Source organism: Streptomyces sp. NPDC050636, assembly GCF_040654775.1.
Lineage (GTDB): Bacteria > Actinomycetota > Actinomycetes > Streptomycetales > Streptomycetaceae > Streptomyces.
Genome location: NZ_JBFAIP010000010.1, coordinates 26139 through 48848, shown reverse-complemented (window position 1 = coordinate 48848; position 22710 = coordinate 26139). Strand labels below are relative to the sequence as shown.

The 22710-nt window shown below is 67.7% G+C and carries 17 protein-coding genes and 1 CRISPR repeat array; of the genes, 10 read left to right on the top strand and 7 right to left on the bottom strand.

What is annotated here, in order from left to right; genetic code table 11:
* The 8 genes from cas3 (at nt 1) to cas2e (ending at nt 9193) form a co-directional block, all read left to right on the top strand.
* The gene (gene cas3, locus AB0I10_RS12140; protein WP_363152306.1) at nt 1–2841 is read left to right on the top strand and encodes a CRISPR-associated helicase Cas3'; all 2841 of its coding nucleotides are present in this window, start codon (nt 1–3) and stop codon (nt 2839–2841) included.
* A gap of 235 nt (nt 2842–3076) precedes the next feature.
* A complete protein-coding gene (casA, locus tag AB0I10_RS12135) occupies nt 3077–4660 on the top strand; it encodes a type I-E CRISPR-associated protein Cse1/CasA (RefSeq protein WP_363152305.1) in 1584 nt (527 codons plus the stop codon).
* A gap of 27 nt (nt 4661–4687) precedes the next feature.
* A complete protein-coding gene (gene casB, locus AB0I10_RS12130) occupies nt 4688–5329 on the top strand; it encodes a type I-E CRISPR-associated protein Cse2/CasB (protein WP_363152304.1) in 642 nt (213 codons plus the stop codon).
* Nucleotides 5329–6456: a type I-E CRISPR-associated protein Cas7/Cse4/CasC gene (cas7e, locus tag AB0I10_RS12125; protein WP_363152303.1), complete on the top strand. Its 1128-nt coding sequence runs from the start codon at nt 5329–5331 to the stop codon at nt 6454–6456. The genes casB and cas7e overlap by 1 nt, the downstream gene beginning before the upstream one ends.
* Complete coding sequence (gene cas5e / locus AB0I10_RS12120; RefSeq protein ID WP_363152302.1) at nt 6453–7226, top strand: type I-E CRISPR-associated protein Cas5/CasD; 774 nt, start codon at nt 6453–6455, stop codon at nt 7224–7226. Before cas7e ends, cas5e begins: the two co-directional genes overlap by 4 nt.
* Nucleotides 7223–7873, top strand: coding sequence for a type I-E CRISPR-associated protein Cas6/Cse3/CasE (locus AB0I10_RS12115; RefSeq protein WP_363152301.1), 651 nt, complete (start codon nt 7223–7225; stop codon nt 7871–7873). Before cas5e ends, AB0I10_RS12115 begins: the two co-directional genes overlap by 4 nt.
* 59 nt (nt 7874–7932) lie before the next feature.
* Nucleotides 7933–8862, top strand: a complete 930-nt coding sequence (gene cas1e / locus AB0I10_RS12110) for a type I-E CRISPR-associated endonuclease Cas1e (RefSeq protein WP_363152405.1) — start codon at nt 7933–7935, stop codon at nt 8860–8862.
* Between the two features lies 1 nt (nt 8863).
* The gene (cas2e, locus tag AB0I10_RS12105; RefSeq protein WP_363152300.1) at nt 8864–9193 is read left to right on the top strand and encodes a type I-E CRISPR-associated endoribonuclease Cas2e; all 330 of its coding nucleotides are present in this window, start codon (nt 8864–8866) and stop codon (nt 9191–9193) included.
* A gap of 17 nt (nt 9194–9210) precedes the next feature.
* Nucleotides 9211–14664: direct repeats of the CRISPR family, unit length 25 nt; unit sequence TCCCCACCAGCGTGGGGGTGATCCG.
* Between the two features lie 245 nt (nt 14665–14909).
* Here cas2e and AB0I10_RS12100 read toward each other — a convergent pair.
* On the bottom strand, nt 14910–15572 hold the full coding sequence (locus tag AB0I10_RS12100; protein ID WP_363152299.1) for a hypothetical protein: 663 nt from the start codon (nt 15570–15572) through the stop codon (nt 14910–14912).
* Between the two features lie 149 nt (nt 15573–15721).
* Between AB0I10_RS12100 and AB0I10_RS12095 the strand changes: the two genes are divergently transcribed.
* Nucleotides 15722–16288, top strand: a complete 567-nt coding sequence (locus tag AB0I10_RS12095; protein WP_363152298.1) for a hypothetical protein — start codon at nt 15722–15724, stop codon at nt 16286–16288.
* Nucleotides 16289–16300: 12 nt separating this feature from the next.
* Here the strand turns inward: AB0I10_RS12095 and AB0I10_RS12090 are convergent, their stop codons facing one another.
* The 6 genes from AB0I10_RS12090 to AB0I10_RS12065 all read right to left on the bottom strand — a co-directional run bounded on the left by AB0I10_RS12090 (nt 16301) and on the right by AB0I10_RS12065 (nt 21730).
* On the bottom strand, nt 16301–18070 hold the full coding sequence (locus AB0I10_RS12090; RefSeq protein WP_363152297.1) for a hypothetical protein: 1770 nt from the start codon (nt 18068–18070) through the stop codon (nt 16301–16303).
* 258 nt (nt 18071–18328) lie between these two features.
* Nucleotides 18329–18883, bottom strand: a complete 555-nt coding sequence (locus AB0I10_RS12085; protein WP_363152296.1) for a hypothetical protein — start codon at nt 18881–18883, stop codon at nt 18329–18331.
* Nucleotides 18884–19087: 204 nt separating this feature from the next.
* Nucleotides 19088–20626, bottom strand: a complete 1539-nt coding sequence (locus AB0I10_RS12080; RefSeq protein ID WP_363152295.1) for a terminase family protein — start codon at nt 20624–20626, stop codon at nt 19088–19090.
* The gene (locus AB0I10_RS12075; RefSeq protein ID WP_363152294.1) at nt 20613–21164 is read right to left on the bottom strand and encodes a hypothetical protein; all 552 of its coding nucleotides are present in this window, start codon (nt 21162–21164) and stop codon (nt 20613–20615) included. The genes AB0I10_RS12080 and AB0I10_RS12075 overlap by 14 nt, the downstream gene beginning before the upstream one ends.
* Before the next feature lie 114 nt (nt 21165–21278).
* Nucleotides 21279–21494, bottom strand: a complete 216-nt coding sequence (locus AB0I10_RS12070; protein ID WP_363152293.1) for a winged helix-turn-helix transcriptional regulator — start codon at nt 21492–21494, stop codon at nt 21279–21281.
* Nucleotides 21491–21730, bottom strand: a complete 240-nt coding sequence (locus tag AB0I10_RS12065) for a hypothetical protein (RefSeq protein WP_363152292.1) — start codon at nt 21728–21730, stop codon at nt 21491–21493. The genes AB0I10_RS12070 and AB0I10_RS12065 overlap by 4 nt, the downstream gene beginning before the upstream one ends.
* Before the next feature lie 229 nt (nt 21731–21959).
* Here AB0I10_RS12065 and AB0I10_RS12060 point away from each other — a divergent pair, with 229 nt between their 5' ends.
* Nucleotides 21960–22202 carry a hypothetical protein gene (locus AB0I10_RS12060; RefSeq protein ID WP_363152291.1) on the top strand — a complete coding sequence of 81 codons (243 nt, stop codon included), beginning with the start codon at nt 21960–21962 and terminating at the stop codon, nt 22200–22202.
* Nucleotides 22203–22710: the final 508 nt, after the last annotated feature.

The window sequence follows — 22710 nt, the reverse complement described above, 5'->3', positions numbered from 1 at the left end:
GTGGACGAGTCGGCATGGGGGAAGGCGCGTGGTCTGGATCCGGAGTTGCCGCCGTATCCGCTGGTGCGACACCTGCTGGATACGGCGGCCATGGCGTTGTTCTTGTGGGACCGGTACCTCTCGGAGGGGCAGCGGGGCTGTATCGCGGCGGGTTTGGGGATGGCAGGTGACCTGGCTCGTGCGCGGTCGGTGACCGCGTTATGTGCTGGGCTACATGACGTGGGGAAGCTTTCGGGCTTTCAGTTGTGTGATGTGCGTGCCCGTGAGCGGTTGAGTGCCGCGCTTCGCGGGGATCGCGGGCGTATCGGCGTGGAGCGGATGCCGCATGAGGTGGCGGGGATGTATGCCGCGGCCGCAGTGCTGGCGGCTTTGGGCTTCAGGGACGGCGACGCTTCGGTGAACGGGGCGGTGCGGCGGGTGGCGGAGATCATCGGCGGGCACCATGGCCGGTTCCATGAGTTCGTCGACTTTCACCCGGCGAATGTGGATTTGCTTGGCGGTGTGACCTGGGAGAGGCAGAGGGAGGCGCACGCCGGGGCCGTGTTCGAGAAGCTGGGTGCGCCGGTGCCTCCGGAGCGGGTGGATGCGCCGGCGGCGGTGCTGGTGACCGGTGTGGTGATTCTGGCGGACTGGTTGGTCAGCCAGGAGGACTATCTGCGGGTGCGGCAGCGGGAGTTGGACCCGTCTCTGACCGCGCATTTCAACCGCTCCCGTGCGGATGCCGAGGGACTGGTGCGCGAGGCGGGTCTACTGCCGGTGGAGCTGGAACGCAAGGGCTTCTCCGCGGCTTACGGGATTGTGGGGGAGCCCAATCCGCTGCAGCAGTCGGTGGCAGAGGAACTCGGCGCCGCGCTCGGGTCGGCCGGCTCGGTTGGTGGGGGGCGGCGGGGCGGCATTCTGCTGGTGACGGCGGCGCCTGGGGACGGCAAGAGCGAGGCTGCGCTGGAGGCGGAGCGGGTGCTGGCCCGCAGGTTCGGGACGCGCGGGTTTGCGTTCTTGCTGCCGACGATGGCGACCAGTGACCAGATGTACCTGCGGGTGGCGGGGGTTGTGGCCCGGCAGGCGGGGGAGGGAGCGGGGCTTACGCTCACGCACAGCATGGCCTGGCTGAACAGCGCCTATGCGGAAGACGCGGCAGGCGGGTTGCGGGTGGTGACGTGTGAGGGGGAGGAGGACAGCGGGGATGGCCGGGCGCGGCGTGAGGTGGATATGCGTCCGCGGCGCTGGCTGCGTGGTTCGAAACGGCCGCTGTTGGCCCAGTTCACGGTAGGCACGGTGGACCAGGCGCTGATGGCGGTGCTGCCGGTGCGGCACAACGCGCTGCGTCTGCTGGCGTTGTCCGGCAAGACGTTCATCCTGGATGAGGCGCACGCGTATGACCCTTATATGCAGGTGCTGTTGGGACGGTTGCTGAACTGGCTGGGGTGGTACGGGGTGCCGGTGGTGTTGCTGTCGGCGACGTTGCCTGCGTCGGTGAGTGACCGGTTGATCAAGGAGTATCTGAAGGGCGCCGGGATGCCGAAGTGGGAGCTGAAGGACCGTACTTTCCAGGCCCCGTACCCGGGCTGGCTGTATGTGGACGCGGCAGACGGGGAGTGCGTTCGGATCTCGGACGTGCGGCACAAGGAACAGGCCGCTGCGCGCCGCATGGAACTTGCTGTGCAGGTGGAGTCGGTCGTCCACGGCACTGCTGGCGGTGAGCGGAATCGGCTGGCGGTGATTGAGCGGCTGTTGGAGCCGCTGGCTGGAGATGCTGGCGGTTGTGCGCTGGTGGTGTGCAACACCGTGGCGGAGGCTCAGCAGACCTACCAGAGCCTGCGCACATTCATGGAATCCCGCGGGCAGGGTGCGGATGAGGTGCAGTTGCTGCACGCCCGGTTTCCCGGCGACGACCGTGAGCAACGCACTCAGGCGGTCACAGCCGGTCTGGGGCGCTCCGGGCCTCGGCCCGCGCGACGGATCGTGGTGGCCACCCAGGTTGTCGAACAGTCCCTCGACCTGGATGCGGATGTGATCATCAGCGATCTGGCTCCACTGGCGCTGCTGATGCAGCGGGCGGGCCGCTGCTGGCGGCACGAGACCTGGTGGGCCCAGCACGGGCACCCGCACGGCCGAGGCAGGCCGGCCTGGACGGAGGGACGCGCTCGGCTGATCGTGCTGGACCCGTTGGCTGCCGGTCAGGGCGTGCCGGGCCAGTGGGGCGAGGTGTATGCGGAGTTCCTGCTCCACGCTACTTCTGAAGCCCTGGCGCGGCGGGGGGCGGAGCCCATCGCCATCCCGGAGGACGTGCAGGGCCTCGTCGAAGACGTGCACGGCCATCGGGCGGATCAGTTCGCCTGGGATGACCCGACGAAATCCGCGGCCTACACCGCCTACCGGGGCAGGGATCTGGCAGAGAGAAGTGTCGGGGACATCCTCGTCATCCCTCGGGCACGGAGTGTGCCGGGGCTGCACACGCTGCACCATCTGTACGGCGCTGAGGAGGAGTGGGAAGCAGCGACCCGGCTCGGTGCCGACGCTGTGCGCCTGCTGTGCGTCTACGTGCACAACAATGGCACCACCACTCTGGATCCGGAGGGGACCCGGTCGTTGCCGGGGTTGGACAGTTCGCTTACTCCCCAGGACGTGCGGGCCGTGATGGGGCGCACCATTCCGGTCAACGCTGACTGGTTTCAGGGGGAACGGGAGGCTCACCGTGTCCCGGAGGAGTGGAGTGAGCATCCGCTGCTCGGCGACCTGGTGATGTTGCGGCAGCCCTTGGTTGATGGGCAGGTGCAGCCCATCCAAGTGGGTGGCAAGAGTCTGTATTTGGATGCGGATTTGGGGCTGGTGAGGCGGTGAGCTGAGCTCTGGCCGGCGATGCCCGTGCGCCTTCAGGTGCTGCGATGCCTGAGCAGCCGTTGCCTCAACGCGGCAATTTCGCAAGGGTTTTCGACTTTTCCAGTGTGGGCCGGCGTTGTCAGTGGTGCCTGCTTCACTGTGCCGAGAGCTTCGCTGATCACCACGGGCGTGAAGCCGTGGCTTTGTCATGCCGTCGTGCAGCGAGGCGACCAGGACAGACGAAAGGAGGGGGCGTATGGCCGTTGGGTTCGATCTGCGCGACGAGCCGTGGATCCCGGTCCGTCTAGCGGCGGGTGAGGCCACTCGCGTAGGGCTGCGGGGGCTGTTCCATCGGGCGCACGAGATCGTGGACGTGGAGTTACCCGTGCCGCCGGCGGCGTCTGGGCTGCTGCGCATCCTTGCGGCGATGACCGCGCGCATCGCCCGGGACGAGGATGGGGTGCGCCTGGACGACGAGGATGCGGCGGAAGAGATCGTCACGTGGCTGGAGGTGCGTGACCAGGTCCTGGCCCGGGGCAGGTTCGATGTCCGGGCAGTGGATACGTATTTTGACGACGAGGTGCCGTCGGGCCGCTTCGATCTGTTTGATCCGGTGCGGCCCTTCTTGCAGGATCCGCGCTTGGTCGCGGAGTGCCTGGACAGGCGTGACCACCCCAATCCGTCGGGCGTGAACAAGCTGGTCTTCGGACGCCCCACCGGGGAAAACGGGGCCGTGCTTTTCGGGCACTTCACGGACAGTGAGCCGGTGGCGGTTCCGGCGGCCGAGGCTGCGTGGCACCTGATCGCCCAGCTGTACTACGGGCCGGCCGGGCAGTGCACTCCGCGCCGGATCACCGAGGTGAAGCCCGGTAACGGCGATGCGGGCCCGCTGCGCAAAGCGGTCTCGTATCACGCGTGGGGGCCGGACCTGTTCACCAGCCTCGTGCTGGGCGTCCCGATGCCGGACGATGCCGCGGAGGCGGACGAGGGGGACATGTGCCCCTGGGAAGCGGCCGATCTGCCAGATCCACTCGGGTCGCCCGCTGTGCTGACCTGGCCGGGAGGATTGCTGACCGGCCGGTTTCGGCACGCTGTGCTGCTGGTGCCGTCCGCAGACCGTGACGAAGTCATCGACGCCTACATCACCTGGTCCACCCACGAGCCCAAGCAACTGGCGCGGGACCCGTACGTCATCCTCGACCGGGACAAAGAAGGCCAGTTGGAGGCACGCCGTGCGAACGGAGCGCGGGCGCTGTGGCGGGACGTGGACGCTCTCCTGCTGAAGGACATCGGCCACCAGTCGCTAAGGCCGCACAGTCTCAACAGCCTTCCGCCGAGGCTGCGCCCCCAATTGTCTGTACGGGCTTACGGGTTCGACCAGGACGGCCAGCAGAAGGACACGACCTGGTTTGAGGCGACCACCCCGCCCCTTCTGCAATGGCAGGAGGAGGCCGATGCGCGGATGGCCCGCCATGTGGCCCGTTGCCATCAGGCGGCTGAGGACGTCGGCTCGCGTCTGGAGTACGCCGCGCGCCTGGCCTGGAAGCTCGCCACCGACACCAGCGCCGCCACCGCGGACAAGGTCAAGCTGGATGCCAAGAAGTACGGGCCATGGGCTGCGGCGGCGACGAGCCGCTACTGGCCCGAAGCCGAGCGGGAATTCTGGCGCCTGGCGGACCCTGCGTGGTGCGACACCACCCCGCTGCCGTCGTTGGTGAAGGTCGCGCTGACGGCGCTGGACGACGCCATCGGGCAAGCCAACCGTGCCGACATCCGCGTCGCCCGCGCCCGCACCCGCGCCCGCGCGACCGTGCGCGCGCTCCTGCGCGCCACTACATAACCCCTTCCTGCCTTTCGAGGATGTGCCATGACCTCAACCTCCGCTCCGCCAGCCGCTGCCCCTGTCCGGCCACGGGCCTCCGACGCGTTCGTTGCCTACGTCCTGTCGCTATGCCAGAACAAGCGCGTCCAGTCCGATCTGCGCACCGGTCTCGGCCTGCCCGTCGAACGCTGCAACTACCTGCACCGCTACCTCGTACGGCGTCTGCCGGAACGCCAGCACCGCGACGCCAAGCGTGCCCACTACGCGGTCGCCGCGCTCATCGCCGCACGCCCCCGAGCCGCCCGCAACGCCGATGCAGACAGGGCCAACCAGCCGGAACCCAAGCCCGAGTGGCACAAGCGGCCAAATCTGGGCGCGAGCCTGGCCGAGGCCGCGAACTCCGGGATCATCAAGCCCGACTCAGCCGAAGGCGACCTGCACCTGTTCAGCCGCCAGAGCAGCAACGCCCTTCATACCCGACTGCCCGCGCTGACCCGGCACCTGCTCTCCGGCGGCATCGCCCTGGACTGGGCGGTCCTGCTGGAGGACGTCACTTGGTGGGACCGCGACCGCGACCGCATCACGACCCGCTGGCTGGAGAGCTACTTCCGCACTGTCACCCACGACGACGGTGACGCCGACAGCCCTGCCACCGACACGACCGATCTGCACGAGGAGAACATCTGATGGCTCTGTTCTTGGACCTGTCCGCCACCCAGTCGGTGCCGGCCGCCAACCTCAACCGGGATGATCTCGGATCGCCCAAGACCGTCCGCTATGGCAACGCACCTCGCATCCGGGTCTCCAGCCAGTCCTGGAAGCGGGTGATCCGCCACGGCGTCGAGCAGGACCTCGGAGAGAAAGCCGCCCGCACCCGCCTGGTGCCCGTCAAGGTACGCCAGGCGCTTGAGCGGGCCGGATGGCCTGCCGAACTGGCCGAGTTCGCCGGGGTTCAGGTCGCCGCGAGCGCCGGAAAGAAGGGCATCGGCACGGAGAGGGAAGGCCACACCTCGGTTCTGCTGTTCCTGCCGGAAAGCGGTCTGGAGGAACTCGTCGCGGTCTGCGTTGAGCACCGCGAGCACCTGGAGAAGAACAAGGGCAAGAAGAAGCCCGGACAGACCCTGCCGGCCGACCGCATCGAGGAAATCCTCAAGCGCCGCACCGCCTCCATCAGCCTGCTGGGCCGCATGCTCGCCGAACTGCCCGGCGCCAACGTCGACGGCGCCGCCCAGGTCGCCCACGCCTTCACCACCCACGCCGCCGAGCCGCAGCGCGACTACTTCACCGCCGTCGACGACTGGCTCGGCGAAGCCGACACCGGCAGCGGCCACCTGGACACCAGCGAGTTCAGCGCCGGCGTCTTCTACCGCTACGCCACCGTCAACATCACCGACCTGCTCACCAACCTCGACGGCGACCACAAGGCGGCGCGCACCGTCCTCGGCTCCTTCGCCGAGCACTTCCTCCTGTCCCTGCCCCAGGCAAAGAAGAACAGCACCGCCCCGCACACCGTCCCCGACCTCGCCCACCTCGCCGTCCGCACCCAACGCCCCCTCTCCCTGGCCGCAGCCTTCGAAACGCCGGTCAAGCACAGCGACGACGGCTTCGCCCGTGCCTCACGCGCGGCCCTTGCCGCACACGCACACGACCTCAACCGCCTTACCGGTAACCGCCACCGGTCCTTCCACGGCCACGCCGCCCTCGCCGACAACACCGTGGACCTGGCCCCCCTCGGCCCGGCCCACGATTCCTTCTACGACCTGATCGACGCCGCCGTGGACGCGGCCCTGCCCGTCTCCGGGGAACAGGCATGACCGGGCTCGTATTGCGGCTGGCTGGCCCTCTGCAATCCTGGGGAGAACGCTCGGCGTTCAGTGCGGAACGGGACACCGCACCGTTCCCCACCCGCTCCGCACTCATCGGCATGTTCGCGGCCGCCGAAGGCATCGCCCGCCACAACACAGCAGCCCTACAGCGGTATGCCGCGCTGGAGTTCACCGTCCGCATCGACCGGCCCGGCATCCGGCTCGTCGACTACCACACGGTCGGAGGCGGCCAGCCCAAAGAGAAAACCGCCGCCACCAGCGGCGGCAGCCGCAAGGGCGCCGCAGTGCTGACCCAACGCCACTACCTGGCCGACGCGGTGTTCGTCGTCGCCGTCTCCGGCGACGACGACGCCATCGCCGACCTCGCCACAGCCTTGCACCAGCCACACTGGGCGCCATACCTGGGCCGACGTTCCTGCGCCCCCGACGAGCCCCTCCTGCTGCGCACCGACACGACCGACCCGGTCGACGAACTGCTCCAACGCGTTCCGCTCAGCCCCGATCCGGAACGGTCCGCGCATCAGGACGGCACCGTCCCGGTCACGTTCCTGTGGGAGCGTGCACCAGCCCCGCCTGCCCGGGATACCGACACCCTCACCGTCCACGACCTTCCGCACAGCTTCGCTCCACACAGCCGGAGCCACGGCAAGCGCCGCCTGTACCGCTCGGTGGAAAGACTCCCCACCTCCCTGGCAGCCGGCACCCACACCTTGCACCGACAGCTGATCGACTACGCCACGAAGGAGGTCCCCGCATGAGTCCTCGCGCGGCCATCGCCCGCATCCGACTCAACCCCCACAACCGCGCCGTTCAACGCGACCTGCACGACGCCACCCAGATGCACCGCACCCTCATGCGGATGGTCCCCGACGGCCTCGGCGACGGCCCTCGTCAGACGGCCGGACTGCTCTACCGCCTCGACGAGTCCGACACCGCCAGCACACTCCTCGTACAAGCCAACACCCTCGACCCCACCCGCTTACCCGACGGATACGGTCACATCGACGTCAAAGACCTGACCCCGCTGTTCACCGCCCTGAAAAAGGGACTCGCAGTCCGCTACCGCATCGTCCTCAACCCATCCAAACGCGAACGAACCCCAGCGGAACAGAAGAACAAATGCGGCAAGATCGTCCCGCTCGCCGGGCCGGACGCCGACCAGTGGTGGAAACGCCGCGCCACCGACGCCGGCCTACACATCCACTCCCTGCTGCCCACTCCGGTCACATCCGTACAGCCCCGAGGCAAAGGGGCCCCACGCATGCGGCACAAACTGCTGCGTTACGACGGCACCGCCACAGTCACCGACCCCGATGCCCTCGCACATGCCGTGCTGACAGGTATCGGACGAGCCAAGCCCTACGGCGCCGGATTGCTCAGCCTCGCCCCGGCAGCCGCTGCGTGAGCGCACCCCACGGCGGGGGCGGCGAGGCCCGCAAGCGCCTCGCCGCCCCCACCCTCGCCATGCTCCCGCGCATCGCGGACTCACTGTCCTTCCTCTACCTCGACAAGGTCCGCGTCGTCCAAGACGACACCGGCGTCTGCGCTCAGATCCAAGCCGACAAAAACCGCACCGACACCGTCTACATCCCCACCGCCGCACTCACCTGCCTGCTCCTAGGACCGGGCGTATCCATCACCACCCGCGCCCTGTCCACCCTCGCCCGCCACGGCACCAGCGTGGTGTGCACCGGCGCAGGCGGCGTCCGCGCCTACGCAGGCATCCTGCCCGACTCCCTCACCACCCACTGGCTCGAACAGCAGGTGACCGCCTGGTCCGACCCCCAACAACGGCTGGCCACCGCCACCCGCATGTACGAGATGCGCTTCGGCGACGGCTCCGTCCCCGACGGCACCACCCTCGCCCAACTGCGCGGCATGGAAGGCCAGCGCATGAAGGCCCTCTACAAACTCCTCGCCCAACAGCACGGAATCGGCCGCTTCCGGCGCAACTATCACCCCGACCAGTGGCATCAGCAAGACCCGGTCAACCTCGCCCTGTCCGCAGCCAACACAAGCCTCTACGGCATCATCCACGCCGCTGTGCTGGCCATCGGCTGCTCACCAGCCCTCGGCTTCGTCCACACCGGCAAACAGCACGCCTTCGTCTACGACATCGCAGACCTCTACAAAGCCGAGGCAACCCTCCCCGTCGCCTTCTCCCTCCACCAATCCGCCAACCCCGAACAAGAAGCCCGTGGCAAATTCCGCGAGGAGCTCCGTCTCATCCGGCTGCTACCCCGCATCATCCGCGACATCCAGACCCTCCTCACACCCGATGCCGACACCGACGATGACCACCCCGAGCGCCACGACGTCCACCTGGTCCACCTCTGGGATCCGAAGACCGGCGTCCTTCCAGCCGGGGTGAACTACGCGCCGGACGGAGGCTGACATGGCCTCCATGCTCGTCATCGCCACCACCGCCGTCCCCAACCACCTCCGCGGCGCCCTGAGCCGATGGACCACCGAAGTCGTCCCCGGCATCTTCGTCGGCACCGTCTCCGCCCGCGTCCGCGACCAGCTCTGGGACGCCGTCACGGACGTCGTAGGCGACGGCGCTGCCGTCCTCGTACACCCAGCACCGACAGAGCAGGGCTACGCCATACGCACAGCAGGAACCCGTCGCCGTGTCCCCACCGACTTCGACGGACTCACCCTCGTGCGGATGACCGGGGCTCCACAGCAGGCAGGAATGGCAAAGAGAGAGAAAAGCCAGAGATAACTTGCAGGTCACGAAGTGTTCTCCCCACCAGCGTGGGGGTGATCCGTGCCATAGAGGCTGTTCATGGCGCGGCCGGGCGTTCTCCCCACCAGCGTGGGGGTGATCCGTCTGGTCACCTTCTTCTCCACGCCGGAGGAGGGTTCTCCCCACCAGCGTGGGGGTGATCCGGGGCCGTACGAAGGGTTGTCGGAGTTCCGGCCGTTCTCCCCACCAGCGTGGGGGTGATCCGTCGCTGACCAGGGCGGCGGCTTGGCTCAGGCGGTTCTCCCCACCAGCGTGGGGGTGATCCGCGCGAATGATCGTGGCGGCGATGACCTGGCCGGTTCTCCCCACCAGCGTGGGGGTGATCCGATGACGTTCACGTGCGTGTGGCCCTCGCGCAGGTTCTCCCCACCAGCGTGGGGGTGATCCGGTTCCCAAGGTCTAACCACCCAACCCGTAGGAGTTCTCCCCACCAGCGTGGGGGTGATCCGCCGATCTACAGCAACGACCTCGGCATGCCCAAGTTCTCCCCACCAGCGTGGGGGTGATCCGAAGTCGGCGACGCGGCCGTCGCCCATGAGCTTGTTCTCCCCACCAGCGTGGGGGTGATCCGATGACAGCATCGGACTGACGCTGGACTTCGACGTTCTCCCCACCAGCGTGGGGGTGATCCGATGACAGCATCGGACTGACGCTGGACTTCGACGTTCTCCCCACCAGCGTGGGGGTGATCCGTCGGCTCCGGCACCGTCGCGGTCCGCGATCTGGTTCTCCCCACCAGCGTGGGGGTGATCCGTCACCGTGTACGAGTACGTCACGGACGCGGACGTTCTCCCCACCAGCGTGGGGGTGATCCGCCGGGCGTCAGATTGGGTCCGGCCCGCAGCTGGTTCTCCCCACCAGCGTGGGGGTGATCCGACCTACGTGGACGAGGCCTCGGTGAGCGTCTCGTTCTCCCCACCAGCGTGGGGGTGATCCGCCCGCGTTACTTTTTGGCTCGCGCCGGTCCTGGTTCTCCCCACCAGCGTGGGGGTGATCCGACCGTCGTAGCTCATGCATTACGAACTGCCCCGTTCTCCCCACCAGCGTGGGGGTGATCCGGAGCACCAGATCCAGAGCCAGGAACGCGATGAGTTCTCCCCACCAGCGTGGGGGTGATCCGTTGGCCCGTGTCGGTCATTAATGCGGTGGTGCGTTCTCCCCACCAGCGTGGGGGTGATCCGATGTCGTTCCGCGAGCTGGCCGAGGCGATCGAGTTCTCCCCACCAGCGTGGGGGTGATCCGAACGGCTCCGGCTCCGGGGCCTGGACGGGTACGTTCTCCCCACCAGCGTGGGGGTGATCCGGTCCGCTCCAACTCCGCGCCGGCCTCCGGCGAGTTCTCCCCACCAGCGTGGGGGTGATCCGTCGCCCTCGGGCGGCAAGTCCCCCAGCTCGAAGTTCTCCCCACCAGCGTGGGGGTGATCCGTCAAGTAACCGAATAACCGCCCGGCCGTGAAAGTTCTCCCCACCAGCGTGGGGGTGATCCGGTGGACGCGGCCGCGATGCCGAAGAGCGCGGCGTTCTCCCCACCAGCGTGGGGGTGATCCGGCGTGGGCGGCCATCCATCATCAGGCGGAAATGTTCTCCCCACCAGCGTGGGGGTGATCCGGGGTGTCCGTATGGGCACCCCTTATGGCGTGAGTTCTCCCCACCAGCGTGGGGGTGATCCGCCCGCACCGCGACACCCGGGTCATCGCGGGAGGTTCTCCCCACCAGCGTGGGGGTGATCCGGTCCGGGGACTTCGGCCGACGGCCTTCGCAGCGTTCTCCCCACCAGCGTGGGGGTGATCCGCTTGGGCTGTCCGAGCGCGCCGTGCAGTACCAGTTCTCCCCACCAGCGTGGGGGTGATCCGATGCGCCAGGTCGCGCGGCCAGCGAGCAACCAGTTCTCCCCACCAGCGTGGGGGTGATCCGACGCGTCGCTTTGCGCTCGGCCTGCAAGTGCCGTTCTCCCCACCAGCGTGGGGGTGATCCGCACGTACTCGACGCGCTGGAGCGGCAGCCGCAGTTCTCCCCACCAGCGTGGGGGTGATCCGGTCCGGGCCGGGGAGAGGCCGAGGAGACCGGCGTTCTCCCCACCAGCGTGGGGGTGATCCGTTGGCGCGGTCGTTGATGTCGCCGGTGCTCAGGTTCTCCCCACCAGCGTGGGGGTGATCCGCCCTCGCTGCGTCGCGGGCGTCAGTTCTCTTGGTTCTCCCCACCAGCGTGGGGGTGATCCGCCGAGGGCACTGGCCGCCACGGCCAGAGGGCTGTTCTCCCCACCAGCGTGGGGGTGATCCGGACTTGCGCCAGAAAACGGCTTCAGCCGGATCGTTCTCCCCACCAGCGTGGGGGTGATCCGTCGGCTTCCACTTCGACTCCACCCGCGAAGCCGTTCTCCCCACCAGCGTGGGGGTGATCCGAAGCGGCCGGCGCCGGGCTTGAGGACCAGGACGTTCTCCCCACCAGCGTGGGGGTGATCCGCAGGGCTGGTCGGAGCGTCCGACCCAGTTTCGGTTCTCCCCACCAGCGTGGGGGTGATCCGTTCTTGGCCCCGGCGCCGTTGGCGCCCTTGGGGTTCTCCCCACCAGCGTGGGGGTGATCCGTGGGTTGGGATCACCACTTCCCAGTACACCGAGTTCTCCCCACCAGCGTGGGGGTGATCCGACGGGGACGCCACCGTGGCCCGCAAAAACCAGGTTCTCCCCACCAGCGTGGGGGTGATCCGATCATGCAGAACCTGGCCAACACCCGTAAGCCGTTCTCCCCACCAGCGTGGGGGTGATCCGCCGGAGGAAGAGGCGGGTCCGAACCTGGGCGGGTTCTCCCCACCAGCGTGGGGGTGATCCGCCGCGGAACGCCTTGACCGGCTCTTCCGTCTCGTTCTCCCCACCAGCGTGGGGGTGATCCGGAGTGCTGCGAGGTCTTGGGGAGCCTCGATGGGTTCTCCCCACCAGCGTGGGGGTGATCCGGCGCGGTCGTGCCGGTCGTGCGCCTCTGCCAGGTTCTCCCCACCAGCGTGGGGGTGATCCGCCGTTGACCGTCTGCACCGCCGGGTCCGAGGCGTTCTCCCCACCAGCGTGGGGGTGATCCGTTGATCAGCTCCCCGTCGTCTGACATGCCTTCGTTCTCCCCACCAGCGTGGGGGTGATCCGACCCTTGCCGCCCAGACGCTCAACCTCACGGAGTTCTCCCCACCAGCGTGGGGGTGATCCGGACAGTGGTCTTGCTGGCCGCCGCGATACACGGTTCTCCCCACCAGCGTGGGGGTGATCCGTCGCACGACGACGGGCCAGGAGGGCAGGCGCTGTTCTCCCCACCAGCGTGGGGGTGATCCGCGCGCCAATGACTCGCGGACGGTGCCTGCCGGGTTCTCCCCACCAGCGTGGGGGTGATCCGGTGCTGGGCAACGAGGTCGGGCAGGCGTCCGCGTTCTCCCCACCAGCGTGGGGGTGATCCGCAGCGGAATCGACGGGAACGGGGACGGAAAGCGTTCTCCCCACCAGCGTGGGGGTGATCCGGTGATGACGGATCAGGCGCGGCGCCTCAACGGGTTCTCCCCACCAGCGTGGGGGTGATCCGCACACGCTGGCTTGGAGGTTGGCGCGCACGTCGTTCTCCCCACCAGCGTGGGGGTGATCCGGTTCGCGTCCGGGACGCCAAGGGGTCCGGCAAGTCCTCCCCACCAGCGTGGGCGTGATCCGCCCGGAGTGGGCAAGACGACTAGCGCGCTCTTGTGCTCCCCACCGGCGTGGGGGTGATCCGGTCTTGGGAGAGGCCATCGAGCGGATCCAGGCGTGCTCCCCACCGGCGTGGGGGTGATCCGTCCTCGCGCGGGTGGTACATCCGGCCGTCCCAGTCCTCCCCACCAGCGTGGGGGTGATCCGGCCCCCGAGAAACGCCCGTCGAGGTACAGACAGTCCTCCCCACCAGCGTGGGGGTGATCCGCCGACCAGGTTGGGCTCTCCGCCCATGGTCTGGCGCTCCCCACCGGCGTGGGGGTGATCCGTTCGCGCCGAACCCGGTCGACCCGGAGTCCGCGTGCTCCCCACCGGCGTGGGAGTGATCCGGCACGCCAACAAGTCCGACGCCTGCCTCTTGTGTGCTCCCCACCGGCGTGGGGGTGATCCGACCGTGCCGAAGTTCAAGCCGCACCAGTACGGGTGCTCCCCACCGGCGTGGGGGTGATCCGGTGATGCGCTCACCGTGGGCGGCGAGGCGCTGGTCCTCCCCACCGGCATGGGGGTGATCCGAACAGCGACCGGCCCAGGGCCCCATCTCCGGAGTCCTCCCCACCGGCGTGGGGGTGTTCCGACGTAGAACCGTCCGGCGTCGGCGGGGTTTTCGTTCTCCCCTCCGGCGTGGGGGTGATCCGGCGAGCGTGTCCTTGGGGGTGCTGTGCGGGAAGTTCTCCCCACCGGCGTGGGGGTGATCCGGTGATCTGGGCGCGTTTGGACGGCGAGATCTAGTTCTCCCCACCGGCGTGGGGGTGATCCGTTCGCGCAGCTCGGGCACGGAGGGGAAACGCCGTTCTCCCCACCGACGTGGGGGTGATCCGCAATCGGGTAACCGGCAGCCGACCCGTTCAGGGTTCTCCCCACCGGCGTGGGGGTGATCCGGACCCCGGCATGGACCAGGCATCCACCCAGCAGTCCTCCCCACCGACGTGAGGGTGATCCGGTCCCGGAGGCGTACACGGCGGCCCAGCCCGTGTTGTCCCCACCGGCGTGGGGGTGTTCCGATCAAGACCGCAGGGATCGGCGCCACCTACCGGTTCTCCCCACCGGCGTGGGGGTGATCCGATCGACGGAGACGACAGTGCCGCCGACAGCTCGTTCTCCCCACCGGCGAGGGGGTGATCCGCTGCATGCCAAGGCGGTGAACCTGCGCGCCAAGTGCTCCCCACCAGCGTGGGGGTGATCCGACACTCAAGTAACAAGGGGGGTGCGTCGCATGGTCCTCCCACCAGCGTGAGGGTGATCCGCAAGCCCGGCAGCTGAGGAACGTGACCGTCGCGTCCTCCCCACCAGCGTGAGGGTGATCCGCAGGTCGGCAAGGCGGCGTGGTCGCTTTCCGAGTCCTCCCCACCGGCGTGGGGGTGATCCGTCCCCGGCTCTGGTGGTCGCGTGCTTCCGGCAGTGCTCCCCACCGGCGTGGGGGTGATCCGCCAGCGCGTGGCGCGAGTGGCTGCTGCGTGCCGTTCTCCCCACCGGCGTGGGGGTGATCCGTCACAGACCCCCTGCAGCCGGCCTGGGTCCTGGTTGTCCCCACCGATGTGGGGGTGATCCGCTCTCTTCCGCGGCTGCGGTGATCCCAGACTCGTTCTCCCCACCGGCGTGGGGGTGATCCGGGGCGCCCAGGGCACCTCCAGGCAGAGAGGATGTCTCCCACCAGCGTGGGGGTGATCCGGCGGAGGCGGAGGCCATCCTCGCGGAGGCCGAGTCCTCCCCACCGACGTGGGGCGAACCGCACACCACGCGCTGACCATCGCCGAGCCTGCAACCCATGCAGGTGGCGTTGACAACTCCAGAGGGCACGACGAGCGCGTGCCCTGAAGGGCCGAAAGGTCAGTGCTTGGGTAAGGATCGAGGACGATGACTTCTACGTCCACCGCGATGTCACCTCCGTGCCTTTCCGGAGGCGACATCGCCGCTCTCAACTGGCTTGCCTACGTGACGTGGGCGCCATGCTGAGACCGGTGCTCATGGTGGATGTCAGGCTGGCGGCAGCAAGCCTCGGCGGCGCGCCATATCCAGGCCCGCAGCTCCCGGACGGCGATCGATGCTGGCCGGCCGAGATGGAGGGACAGAAGCCGGGGCACCACCAGGTGCAGCCGGGCTGGCAGTAGTTCGCTCGGCGAACAGCTCAGGACGACGGCCCTTGAGCTCTCGGACCGCCTCCTCAAGCGCACCTTCATCAGCATCATCCGGTGCGCGCAACAGAGCAGCCGCGTCTTCCAGGTCGTGGCCCATCGCCCCCGCTCCTACCAACACAGTCCGGCGCGCTGCTTCGTGCTCCCGTGCGATCGCGGCGGCTTCGCGAGCGAGGGTTGCCTGTTCCCTCTCAGTGAGAGCCTGCTCCCGCCGCTGCGCTGCAGTGAGCTGTTCTTGTTCAGCCTGGCGAGCACCGGTTACGAACTCCTCCAGTGCTGAGCTGTTAGAGAAGCCCAGCTTGTCCACCAGGCCACGGATCGCAGCCCGGCCGCCTTGATCCTTCTCCCGCGCCATAAGCGTGCTCAGCTGCTTCTGGCTGAGGCTGACGGTGGCTTCGTCGTTGTTCGATGGATCGTCCGGTGACGCGCCGAGCACGGGAAAGATGGGTCGGCCGTCACGGCGGTAGCCGAGCACGGTACGCGGAGCGGGCAGGCTGCGAGTCATCAAGTGGTGCTACTCCCACGACGGCCCCGCGCCATGATCGAGTCTACGGACGTCAAGAACATGCCCTGGCCCAGGCCATGTGTCGAAGTCGAGACACCACGAGCTCGAAGTCCGATCAGTATTATCGTGTCCGGGATCCAGGGGGTTACATGAGTGCAGAGCGGTCGCGTCGCCGGACACAACTGATAGCGGCAGCGGGAGCAGTTGTCGCAGCAGCAGCCGGAGGCACATGGTGGCTGCTGTCGTCTGGGGCTTCGGCAGAGGAGTGGGACCGCTCGCTGACCTACTCGGAGACCACAACCGCCCCGCTGGACGGCCCCAGCCGCATCCAGATTTCCTACCTGTCGGTCGACGAATCATCGGCGAACATCCCGAACTACGGCGACCGCGCGTACACCCCGCACATTGCGCTCACGGCTTTCAATGACTCTGACAAAACCCGGGACTACACCGTGGTCTTCAGGGTGCTGCTTGCGGGCAAAATCGTGAAGCCTCACAACAACACCGTGAAGATCCAAGGCGTGGAGCCGGATACCAAAGGGCTTGGCCGGTACGAGATCTCGCGAAAGGAGTGGGACCCGGACCTCATGGATGACGAGACTGGAGAGACGGGCGCGGAGTCAGAGACGTACATCGACAGCCCGACCGGCAAGGACTTCACCCTGGAGATCGTCTCGGTCAAGGCGGAGAAGCACTACGCCGTGTCCGGACAGTAGCCGTGGTACCGGTCAGGCCACCTGCCTCTCCTCTTCGCTCGCTTGCACGCCAGGGATTACCCGGCGCGGCGTCCGAGCACCCTCTTGTCGAGTGAGAATGCGCTGTACTTCTTCGCGCGCGTCCTCGATCGGATAGCCCGCGTCTTGCAGCATGCGGATCCCAGTCTCCAGGGACAACACCCCAGCAGAAACGCCCTTGACGACCTCGTCGAGGATCGCTGTCCGGTCGGTCGGGGTGTGAGGGCCGAACACGATCCGAGCTGCCATCGGCTGGCCTGCGGGCCAGCCTTCGGCCTGGCCGGCCTGGTGGATGCGCTGCACCATCTTAAGCAACAGTGCGTACTTGTGGGCACGGGCCAGGCGCATGGAGTCCACAAGCGAATCCAGCGGTCCCAGTGACAGCTGGAGCGCGTAGCCGCTCGGCACATCGGACGGGTCGACGGTGCCCAGACTTACGGCAGGCAGACGGGCGTTGACCGCCGCCCGATCACGGATCTCCTCCACTCGGGCCCGCAGTTCGGCGAGCTGTCCGGATGTGTCGAGGACGTCCATCCTGCCGCCGTCAGTGAGTTGGAAGATCGTGCCCGGCTCTACCGTGAGCGGTTTCGGACGGCCGGTGACACGGTCGACCTCGGCACGGGCACCGGCGAGGCCGATGATCGGCGCGCCGGTAGTCGCGGATGCCCGGGCGGAGTCGGTGTCTGTCTCGGCCAGCTCGTCCAGGGCCTGCATGACCTTCGCCAGGCTGGACTGCCCAAAGTGCTCGCCGTCGGCGACGGTGTTGCTGATGTGGACGAGCGGGATGAAGTCGAGCTGCAGATCGAGCCGATGAAGGACTTCACCGTCGGGGCGAGTTCGGAAGTGCGCCTTGTCCAGTGGAAGATCGTCAAGGCTCTGCCCGTGGCGCAAGTCGTCGAGGAACCATTCGGCGTCGGTGAGATAGCACGTGACCTTCGACGGCCGGTCGGGAGCCCACGGGTAGGTGCGCTCGATGTGATCCGACGCCGGTACGTACCGGTCGCCGACCTCGAGAACGTGGTCGCCGCTATCGCCCACGATCGGACGCCGCCCCGCCTGTCCAGTCCCGTCCGTACTGCTACGGGTAGCTGGAACCACGGGCCCCAGTTCGTATGTGATACGGCGGACCCTCGGCTTCAGCCCACGCTTGAGGTCCTCGGGTATCTCCCAGCCCAGATGGATACGGCGGGGATAGTCCCCCGGATCGGCATCGTCCTCGAGGACGGGAAAATAGAACCCCGGGTCGTAGGTCTTGAGTCGAACGCGGCGTTTCTCCGGGTCCCAGGCCAGCAGGTACAGCCCATCGCCGAGGAGCACAGCCTTCCGCTCGGCAGACTGCATCCGAAGCGGCAGCAGCTCTGCCTCCGCCCAGTCCCGCAACCGCTGCTGCGCCTCGGCCGCAGCCGTTGCCTCGGGCGTCGCATCGTCGTCGCCTGCGTGCTCGGCGCCGGGCACGATGATCTGCTGTGACTTCCCCAGCAGGTGCGCGAGCGCGGTATCCACGAAGGTGGCGGGATCACCGAACTCCCTTCGCTCGGCAGCAGCTTCGTTACCGGTGAGAGCCGCCAGCTCTCCGGCCTGATTGGAGTCGTAGGCCGACAGCAACTTGTAGGCGGCGAGTCGGCGTACGGAATCGTCCGGCAGCCAGGAGGCGTGCAGATCCGGAGCAAGCGCCCGATGCGGGCGTCCGTCGAAGGTGGAGGCCATCGCGGGCTTGTAGTTCAGCCACGACCAGGCATCGGTGAGGAAATGGCGTAGGCCCACGGGGGACGGTCCTAATCGTCAGCCCCGCGCCGACTCTCAGCGTAGGTGCGTGGGAGGCGAAGTGCGTGCGACCCTGGACAAGCCCATCGGCCCGGATCACCGCATGCCGATGTGACCGGCGATCGGGGGCCTCCAGACCACCGACGCCCGGTGAAGTGGCCATCGCCTGTGGCGGTGGCATGCGTTGTCTACTGAAAGGCGGCGGGCTGCGTCAACGTGTGTGCGACTGCATCATTGCTGTCCGGGCTGCCACGCTGGCTACGAGGGCAGGTCCCAGACCGTAACGGCGATCTTGATCGCGTGGGCCCCGGATGGAGCGGATACAACTCGGACGTAGGCGATACGTCCCTCATCTGTCTGCACACAAAGGCGTCGCCCCTTCACCAGCCCATCGACTTGCATGGTGGCGTTCTTCTGAAGGGATTTGGCGCATTCTGCTTCTGTGGCCTGCGAGGACGAAGAGGGCAGCGGAGCCAGGTTGTGAGCGGCTAGTGGCCCGAGGAGCTTCGCGGTGGCAGCCGTGCCATCTGCAGCCGAGATCATGTTCAAGTCTGCACCCTTGATCGACTCCTCTATTAGAGGCTTCGATGCGTCCAGCTCAATGTCTTGGCCGTACGCGCTCGTACGGGCCTCGATCGTCTCCGGCCCGAACATGATCTTGGAGGTCTCGGCAGTGCTTGTCTCCTCGTCGCTCTTGGCCGTGGGGGATCCGGTGGGTGCGCTGTCGGTGGTACGGGACTCGTCTGCTGGGGCGTCCCGCCCGCTAACGAGCAGCGTCACGAGAATGCCGATGACCGGAATGATGATGCCCACCACCCACCAGGCCCAACGTGGTTGCACTGGACCGCTTCCGCCTGGAGTGGGTGGGGAAGGTGCCCGAGTCTGATCACGATCACTGTCAAGCGTCACTAGGGTCCCCCGGGGAAGGCATCTTGGTTGTTATCGGCTGATCACCCTATGAGGGGCCCTGGATCCGTTGCTACCGGTTCTGGCAGAACAGAGGTACGAGAGCCTGCCTCACCGACGTCCGGTAAGACGGCCGTCGCTGTACGCCGTCGTTCCAGTCGATGCACGCTGTGGGTCGGCGAGTTGCGTCAACGCGTGCACGGCTGCGTCCATCCGGTCCGGGCTGTCCATGCCGGCGACCCATGTCACCATCTGCTGTTCCAGCGCGGGCCATTCGCCAACGTGGTGGATGCGTCCCTGCTCGTAGAGCTGTGCGATCGGCTCAGCCCTTAGCCTCTTGCCGTGCTTGGCGGTGACGGACAGCACCGCGGGCATCAACATGTTCTCGGTGCGCTTCTCGCGCTGGAGTTCCTGCCATGCCTGGTGGAGGATCTGGCGGCTCATGTCGCCGCCGTAGTTCGCTTCGACCACGATGGCGTCCGCGCGTAGCTCGATCGCAAGGAGGCACGTCTCGCGGCCCCAGGCGTCGGCGCCGCGATTGCCGGAGCGATCGTCGAGGACGTACAGGTGCCCGTCGCGATCTGATGCGGCCGCCACGACGCCGGTCTCGTCACCGACAGCGGACTCCCCGCCCGCCGGGTCGACGGCGACTACGATCCGTGCAAGGTCGATGCCGCGGAACTGGGCTGCGCTGATGCGGTTGTTGGTGATCCAGGGCCACTGCCATACGCCGCCATCCTGCGGGCGCGGCTGCTGCATGTAGAGGGACCACCAGACGCGTTCGCCCACGGAGCGGCGGATCTCGGCGAGCGCGTCGGAGTCGTACCGCTCCGGCCACAGAGCCGTCCCGATCGGGCGACCGAGGGCGTCGTCTTCGGAGAGGGCGAGGGCGGGCAGGTCGATGACCGTCCACCGGTCGCCCTCGTCCGCGAGGACTCGGCCGGCGAGGTCGTCCTCGTCCCAGCGGGTCTGGATCAAGATGACTGAACCGCCGGGCTCGATGCGGGTCAGCAGGACGGCCTGCCACCACTCCCACAGCCGCTTGCGCATGGTCGGTGAGGAGGCTTCGGCGGCGTCCTTGATCGGGTCGTCCACCACGGCCAGGTGTGCGCCCTTGCCGGTGAGGCCGCCGCCGACACCGGCCATGACGGCGCCGCCCTCGGTGCCGGCCAGGTCGAAGCGATTCGCTGCGCTGGAGCCTGGCCGCAGGCTGATGCCGATCTGCGGGCTGTAGTTGAGGATCGCGTCCCGGATCCACCGGCCGTGATCGTCGGCGAGGTCGGAGGAGTAGGAGGCGATCATCACCCGGTGCTCCGGGCGACGCCGCAGATACCAGAGTGGCGCCCAGCGGGCGGCGCGACGGCTCTTGCCGTGCCGGGGAGGCATCGTCAGAAGGAGCTTGGTCGGCTTCCCCGCGGCGACTTGTTCGAAGGCAGCGTCGATCAGCCCTAGGTGTGGGGCCTCCATCTCCCGGCCGTCCGTGAGGATGGACGCCATCGCGCCGGGGGAGCGGTCCATCGCCAGCTCGCGCTCGATGCGCACGAGCTGAGCGCGCAGTTCGGGGGTGGAGGCTGCGGCTATCTCACGGCGGCGCTGCGCGGGAAGCGACCGGTAGAGCTGGAGGACCGCGGCCTCGTCAGCCCTGGCCACCCTCGCCCGCATCGCCTCCGGCGAGGCTGATCAGCCGCTCCAGCTCCTCCAAGCCCGCGGTCTCGACCTGCACCGCCCCACCGTCGGGACCGGACAGCTCCGTACGGACGGGCCGGTCCAGCCCGAGGAGGCGGCTGCTCCGCTCGATGATCCGCACCGCGCGGTCGACAGCCTGGTAGTCGCCGTTGCGGATCGCGGCCCGGTAGACGCCGAAGAAGAGTCGCTCCAGTCGCTCGACCATGAGCTGCCGCAGTTCGTCGGCGCTGTCATCGAGAGCGGTGGTGCGTTCGGCGAGGGCCTTGGAGACGTCCTTGCAGGCGAGTTCGATGAGCCGTTTGTCGCTGGGGGGCTCTTGGCCGCGCTTGTACTTGTCGATGCCGTACCCCTGGGGGTAGGCCATGCCGTCGGAGTTGATGGCCGGATCAGCGGCGAGCTTGCGGCCGATCGTCAGCCAGTCCACCCCGGCTAGCTTCAGATCGATCGCATCGGCGCGGCGCTGGGTGATGGCAGCCCGAGTTGCCCGGTTGGGGCGGCCCATGACACAACTCCTTGGCCCCGCGCCTCCTCACCATGATCCCTGACGCAAAGGGCTGGTCAGCTGGCCGAACTGGCGAGCATCACTGCTGGCCGCACGGCCGGCCCGATCTTCGCCCTACTCCAGGACTTGATACGAGCGACTGTGGCCCGGGGTGTGGGTGACGATCCCCTGACGCTTCATTGCCTGCAGGTGATAGATCACCGTCGAAGCACTCAGCCGGACCTCGTCCGCGATCTCCCGTATAGACGGCGGATAGCCGGCGCTATCGGTCAGCTCACGGATCGCTCGTGCGATCCGTACCTGGGGGTGGGCTATGTAACCGACGGTCATGACCTGGCCTCTTCTGGCTCCCACGCCTGCTGCTTCAGCGCCATACGGGCAGCTGGCGCGCGGCCCGGGATGCTCGCCCAGTATGGGTGGGTGGTGATCTGTACGGACAGTCGCTGCAGCGTGCGTCGCAGGACCGTGGTCTGCGCGGGGTTCTCCGTCGTGGCGAGCTGCCGGTACGCGGTGTACCAAGCGCGCTGGGCTTGCAGGAGGTCGTCGGGGAAGGAGTAAGGCATCACTCAGAGATTCCATCATATGTTCGAATCGTGTTGCAGCACACGCAGGGGTGAATGTGACGTCTGCTCTGTCTCAATGATTTGACCAATCTCGCCGCAGGGTGACCGGCATCCTGGACGATGAGCGGCAAGCGGGAGTGACTGGAGGTGCGCTGGAATGGCCATCAGGTACTGCACGACGTGCATCGGCTTTGGGTTGAGCTGGCGCAGCGTGGAAGGGGCCACCGGTCCGTTGAGCAGAGTCGAGCAGGAGAGTGCTCAGGCTCTGTTCGGGCTGCACCTTGCGGCCGCGCATGCAGAGGCCGAGGCCCCGGCACCGGCCCCGGGCTGTGCAGCCTGCCGGGAACTGGGCACCTACGCGGCGACCCACGGCGAGGACCATGTGGCGCCGGGAGGCTGTGGGGAAACCGTGGGCCAACTGTTGCGGCAGCACCTTCTCGGTCATCTCCTCCCGCAGGTGCCGGTCGCCTCCTGAGGCTTCATGGGGACTCAATCTTTGACGTGGGTCGATAGTTGGCCAGCCGGCTCTGGCCCCGCGCATCGCCTGGGAGGCCGATCCCACTACGAGATAGTGCCGGTTTGGCGGCGAACTGCGGCTGATCGTCGGTCAGTCCACCTGGCCAGACGTCGGGCAATGGCGTCAGTGTGAGGCTGGGTAATGGCGGACCGAATGGTGTGATCGGGGCGGCCATGAGCGCAACCCTTTGGTCCCGCGCCCTACCTCTGTGATCCATGACTCAATCGTCAGTCCCGCAGGCGGACGAGGTGGATGCCCCGGTGGGGGCGTGCGCGTGGACCGTTGCGCCTTGCGTAACGGCCGCGCGCCTACATATTCCCCGCTAAACGGGTCTATATGGGGCAAGTTGAAAACCTGTTGTGCCCTCGTGTTAATCCAGAAGCGTCCTCGGGCGTATGTGGGGTGAGGGCGCATCAGCGCCATCCATCGGGAGAACGGGGGAGCGGCCACATGACGCCTTTGGAGA

Coding starts and splice junctions, on each gene's coding strand:
- cas7e (WP_363152303.1), top strand. CDS start 5,329: ATGGCTCTGTTCTTGGACCTGTCCGCCACCCAGTCGGTGCCGGCCGCC.
- casB (WP_363152304.1), top strand. CDS start 4,688: ATGACCTCAACCTCCGCTCCGCCAGCCGCTGCCCCTGTCCGGCCACGG.
- AB0I10_RS12095 (WP_363152298.1), top strand. CDS start 15,722: ATGAGTGCAGAGCGGTCGCGTCGCCGGACACAACTGATAGCGGCAGCG.
- AB0I10_RS12075 (WP_363152294.1), bottom strand. CDS start 21,164: ATGGGCCGCCCCAACCGGGCAACTCGGGCTGCCATCACCCAGCGCCGC.
- AB0I10_RS12070 (WP_363152293.1), bottom strand. CDS start 21,494: ATGACCGTCGGTTACATAGCCCACCCCCAGGTACGGATCGCACGAGCG.
- casA (WP_363152305.1), top strand. CDS start 3,077: ATGGCCGTTGGGTTCGATCTGCGCGACGAGCCGTGGATCCCGGTCCGT.
- cas2e (WP_363152300.1), top strand. CDS start 8,864: ATGGCCTCCATGCTCGTCATCGCCACCACCGCCGTCCCCAACCACCTC.
- cas5e (WP_363152302.1), top strand. CDS start 6,453: ATGACCGGGCTCGTATTGCGGCTGGCTGGCCCTCTGCAATCCTGGGGA.
- cas1e (WP_363152405.1), top strand. CDS start 7,933: ATGCTCCCGCGCATCGCGGACTCACTGTCCTTCCTCTACCTCGACAAG.
- AB0I10_RS12115 (WP_363152301.1), top strand. CDS start 7,223: ATGAGTCCTCGCGCGGCCATCGCCCGCATCCGACTCAACCCCCACAAC.
- AB0I10_RS12100 (WP_363152299.1), bottom strand. CDS start 15,572: ATGACTCGCAGCCTGCCCGCTCCGCGTACCGTGCTCGGCTACCGCCGT.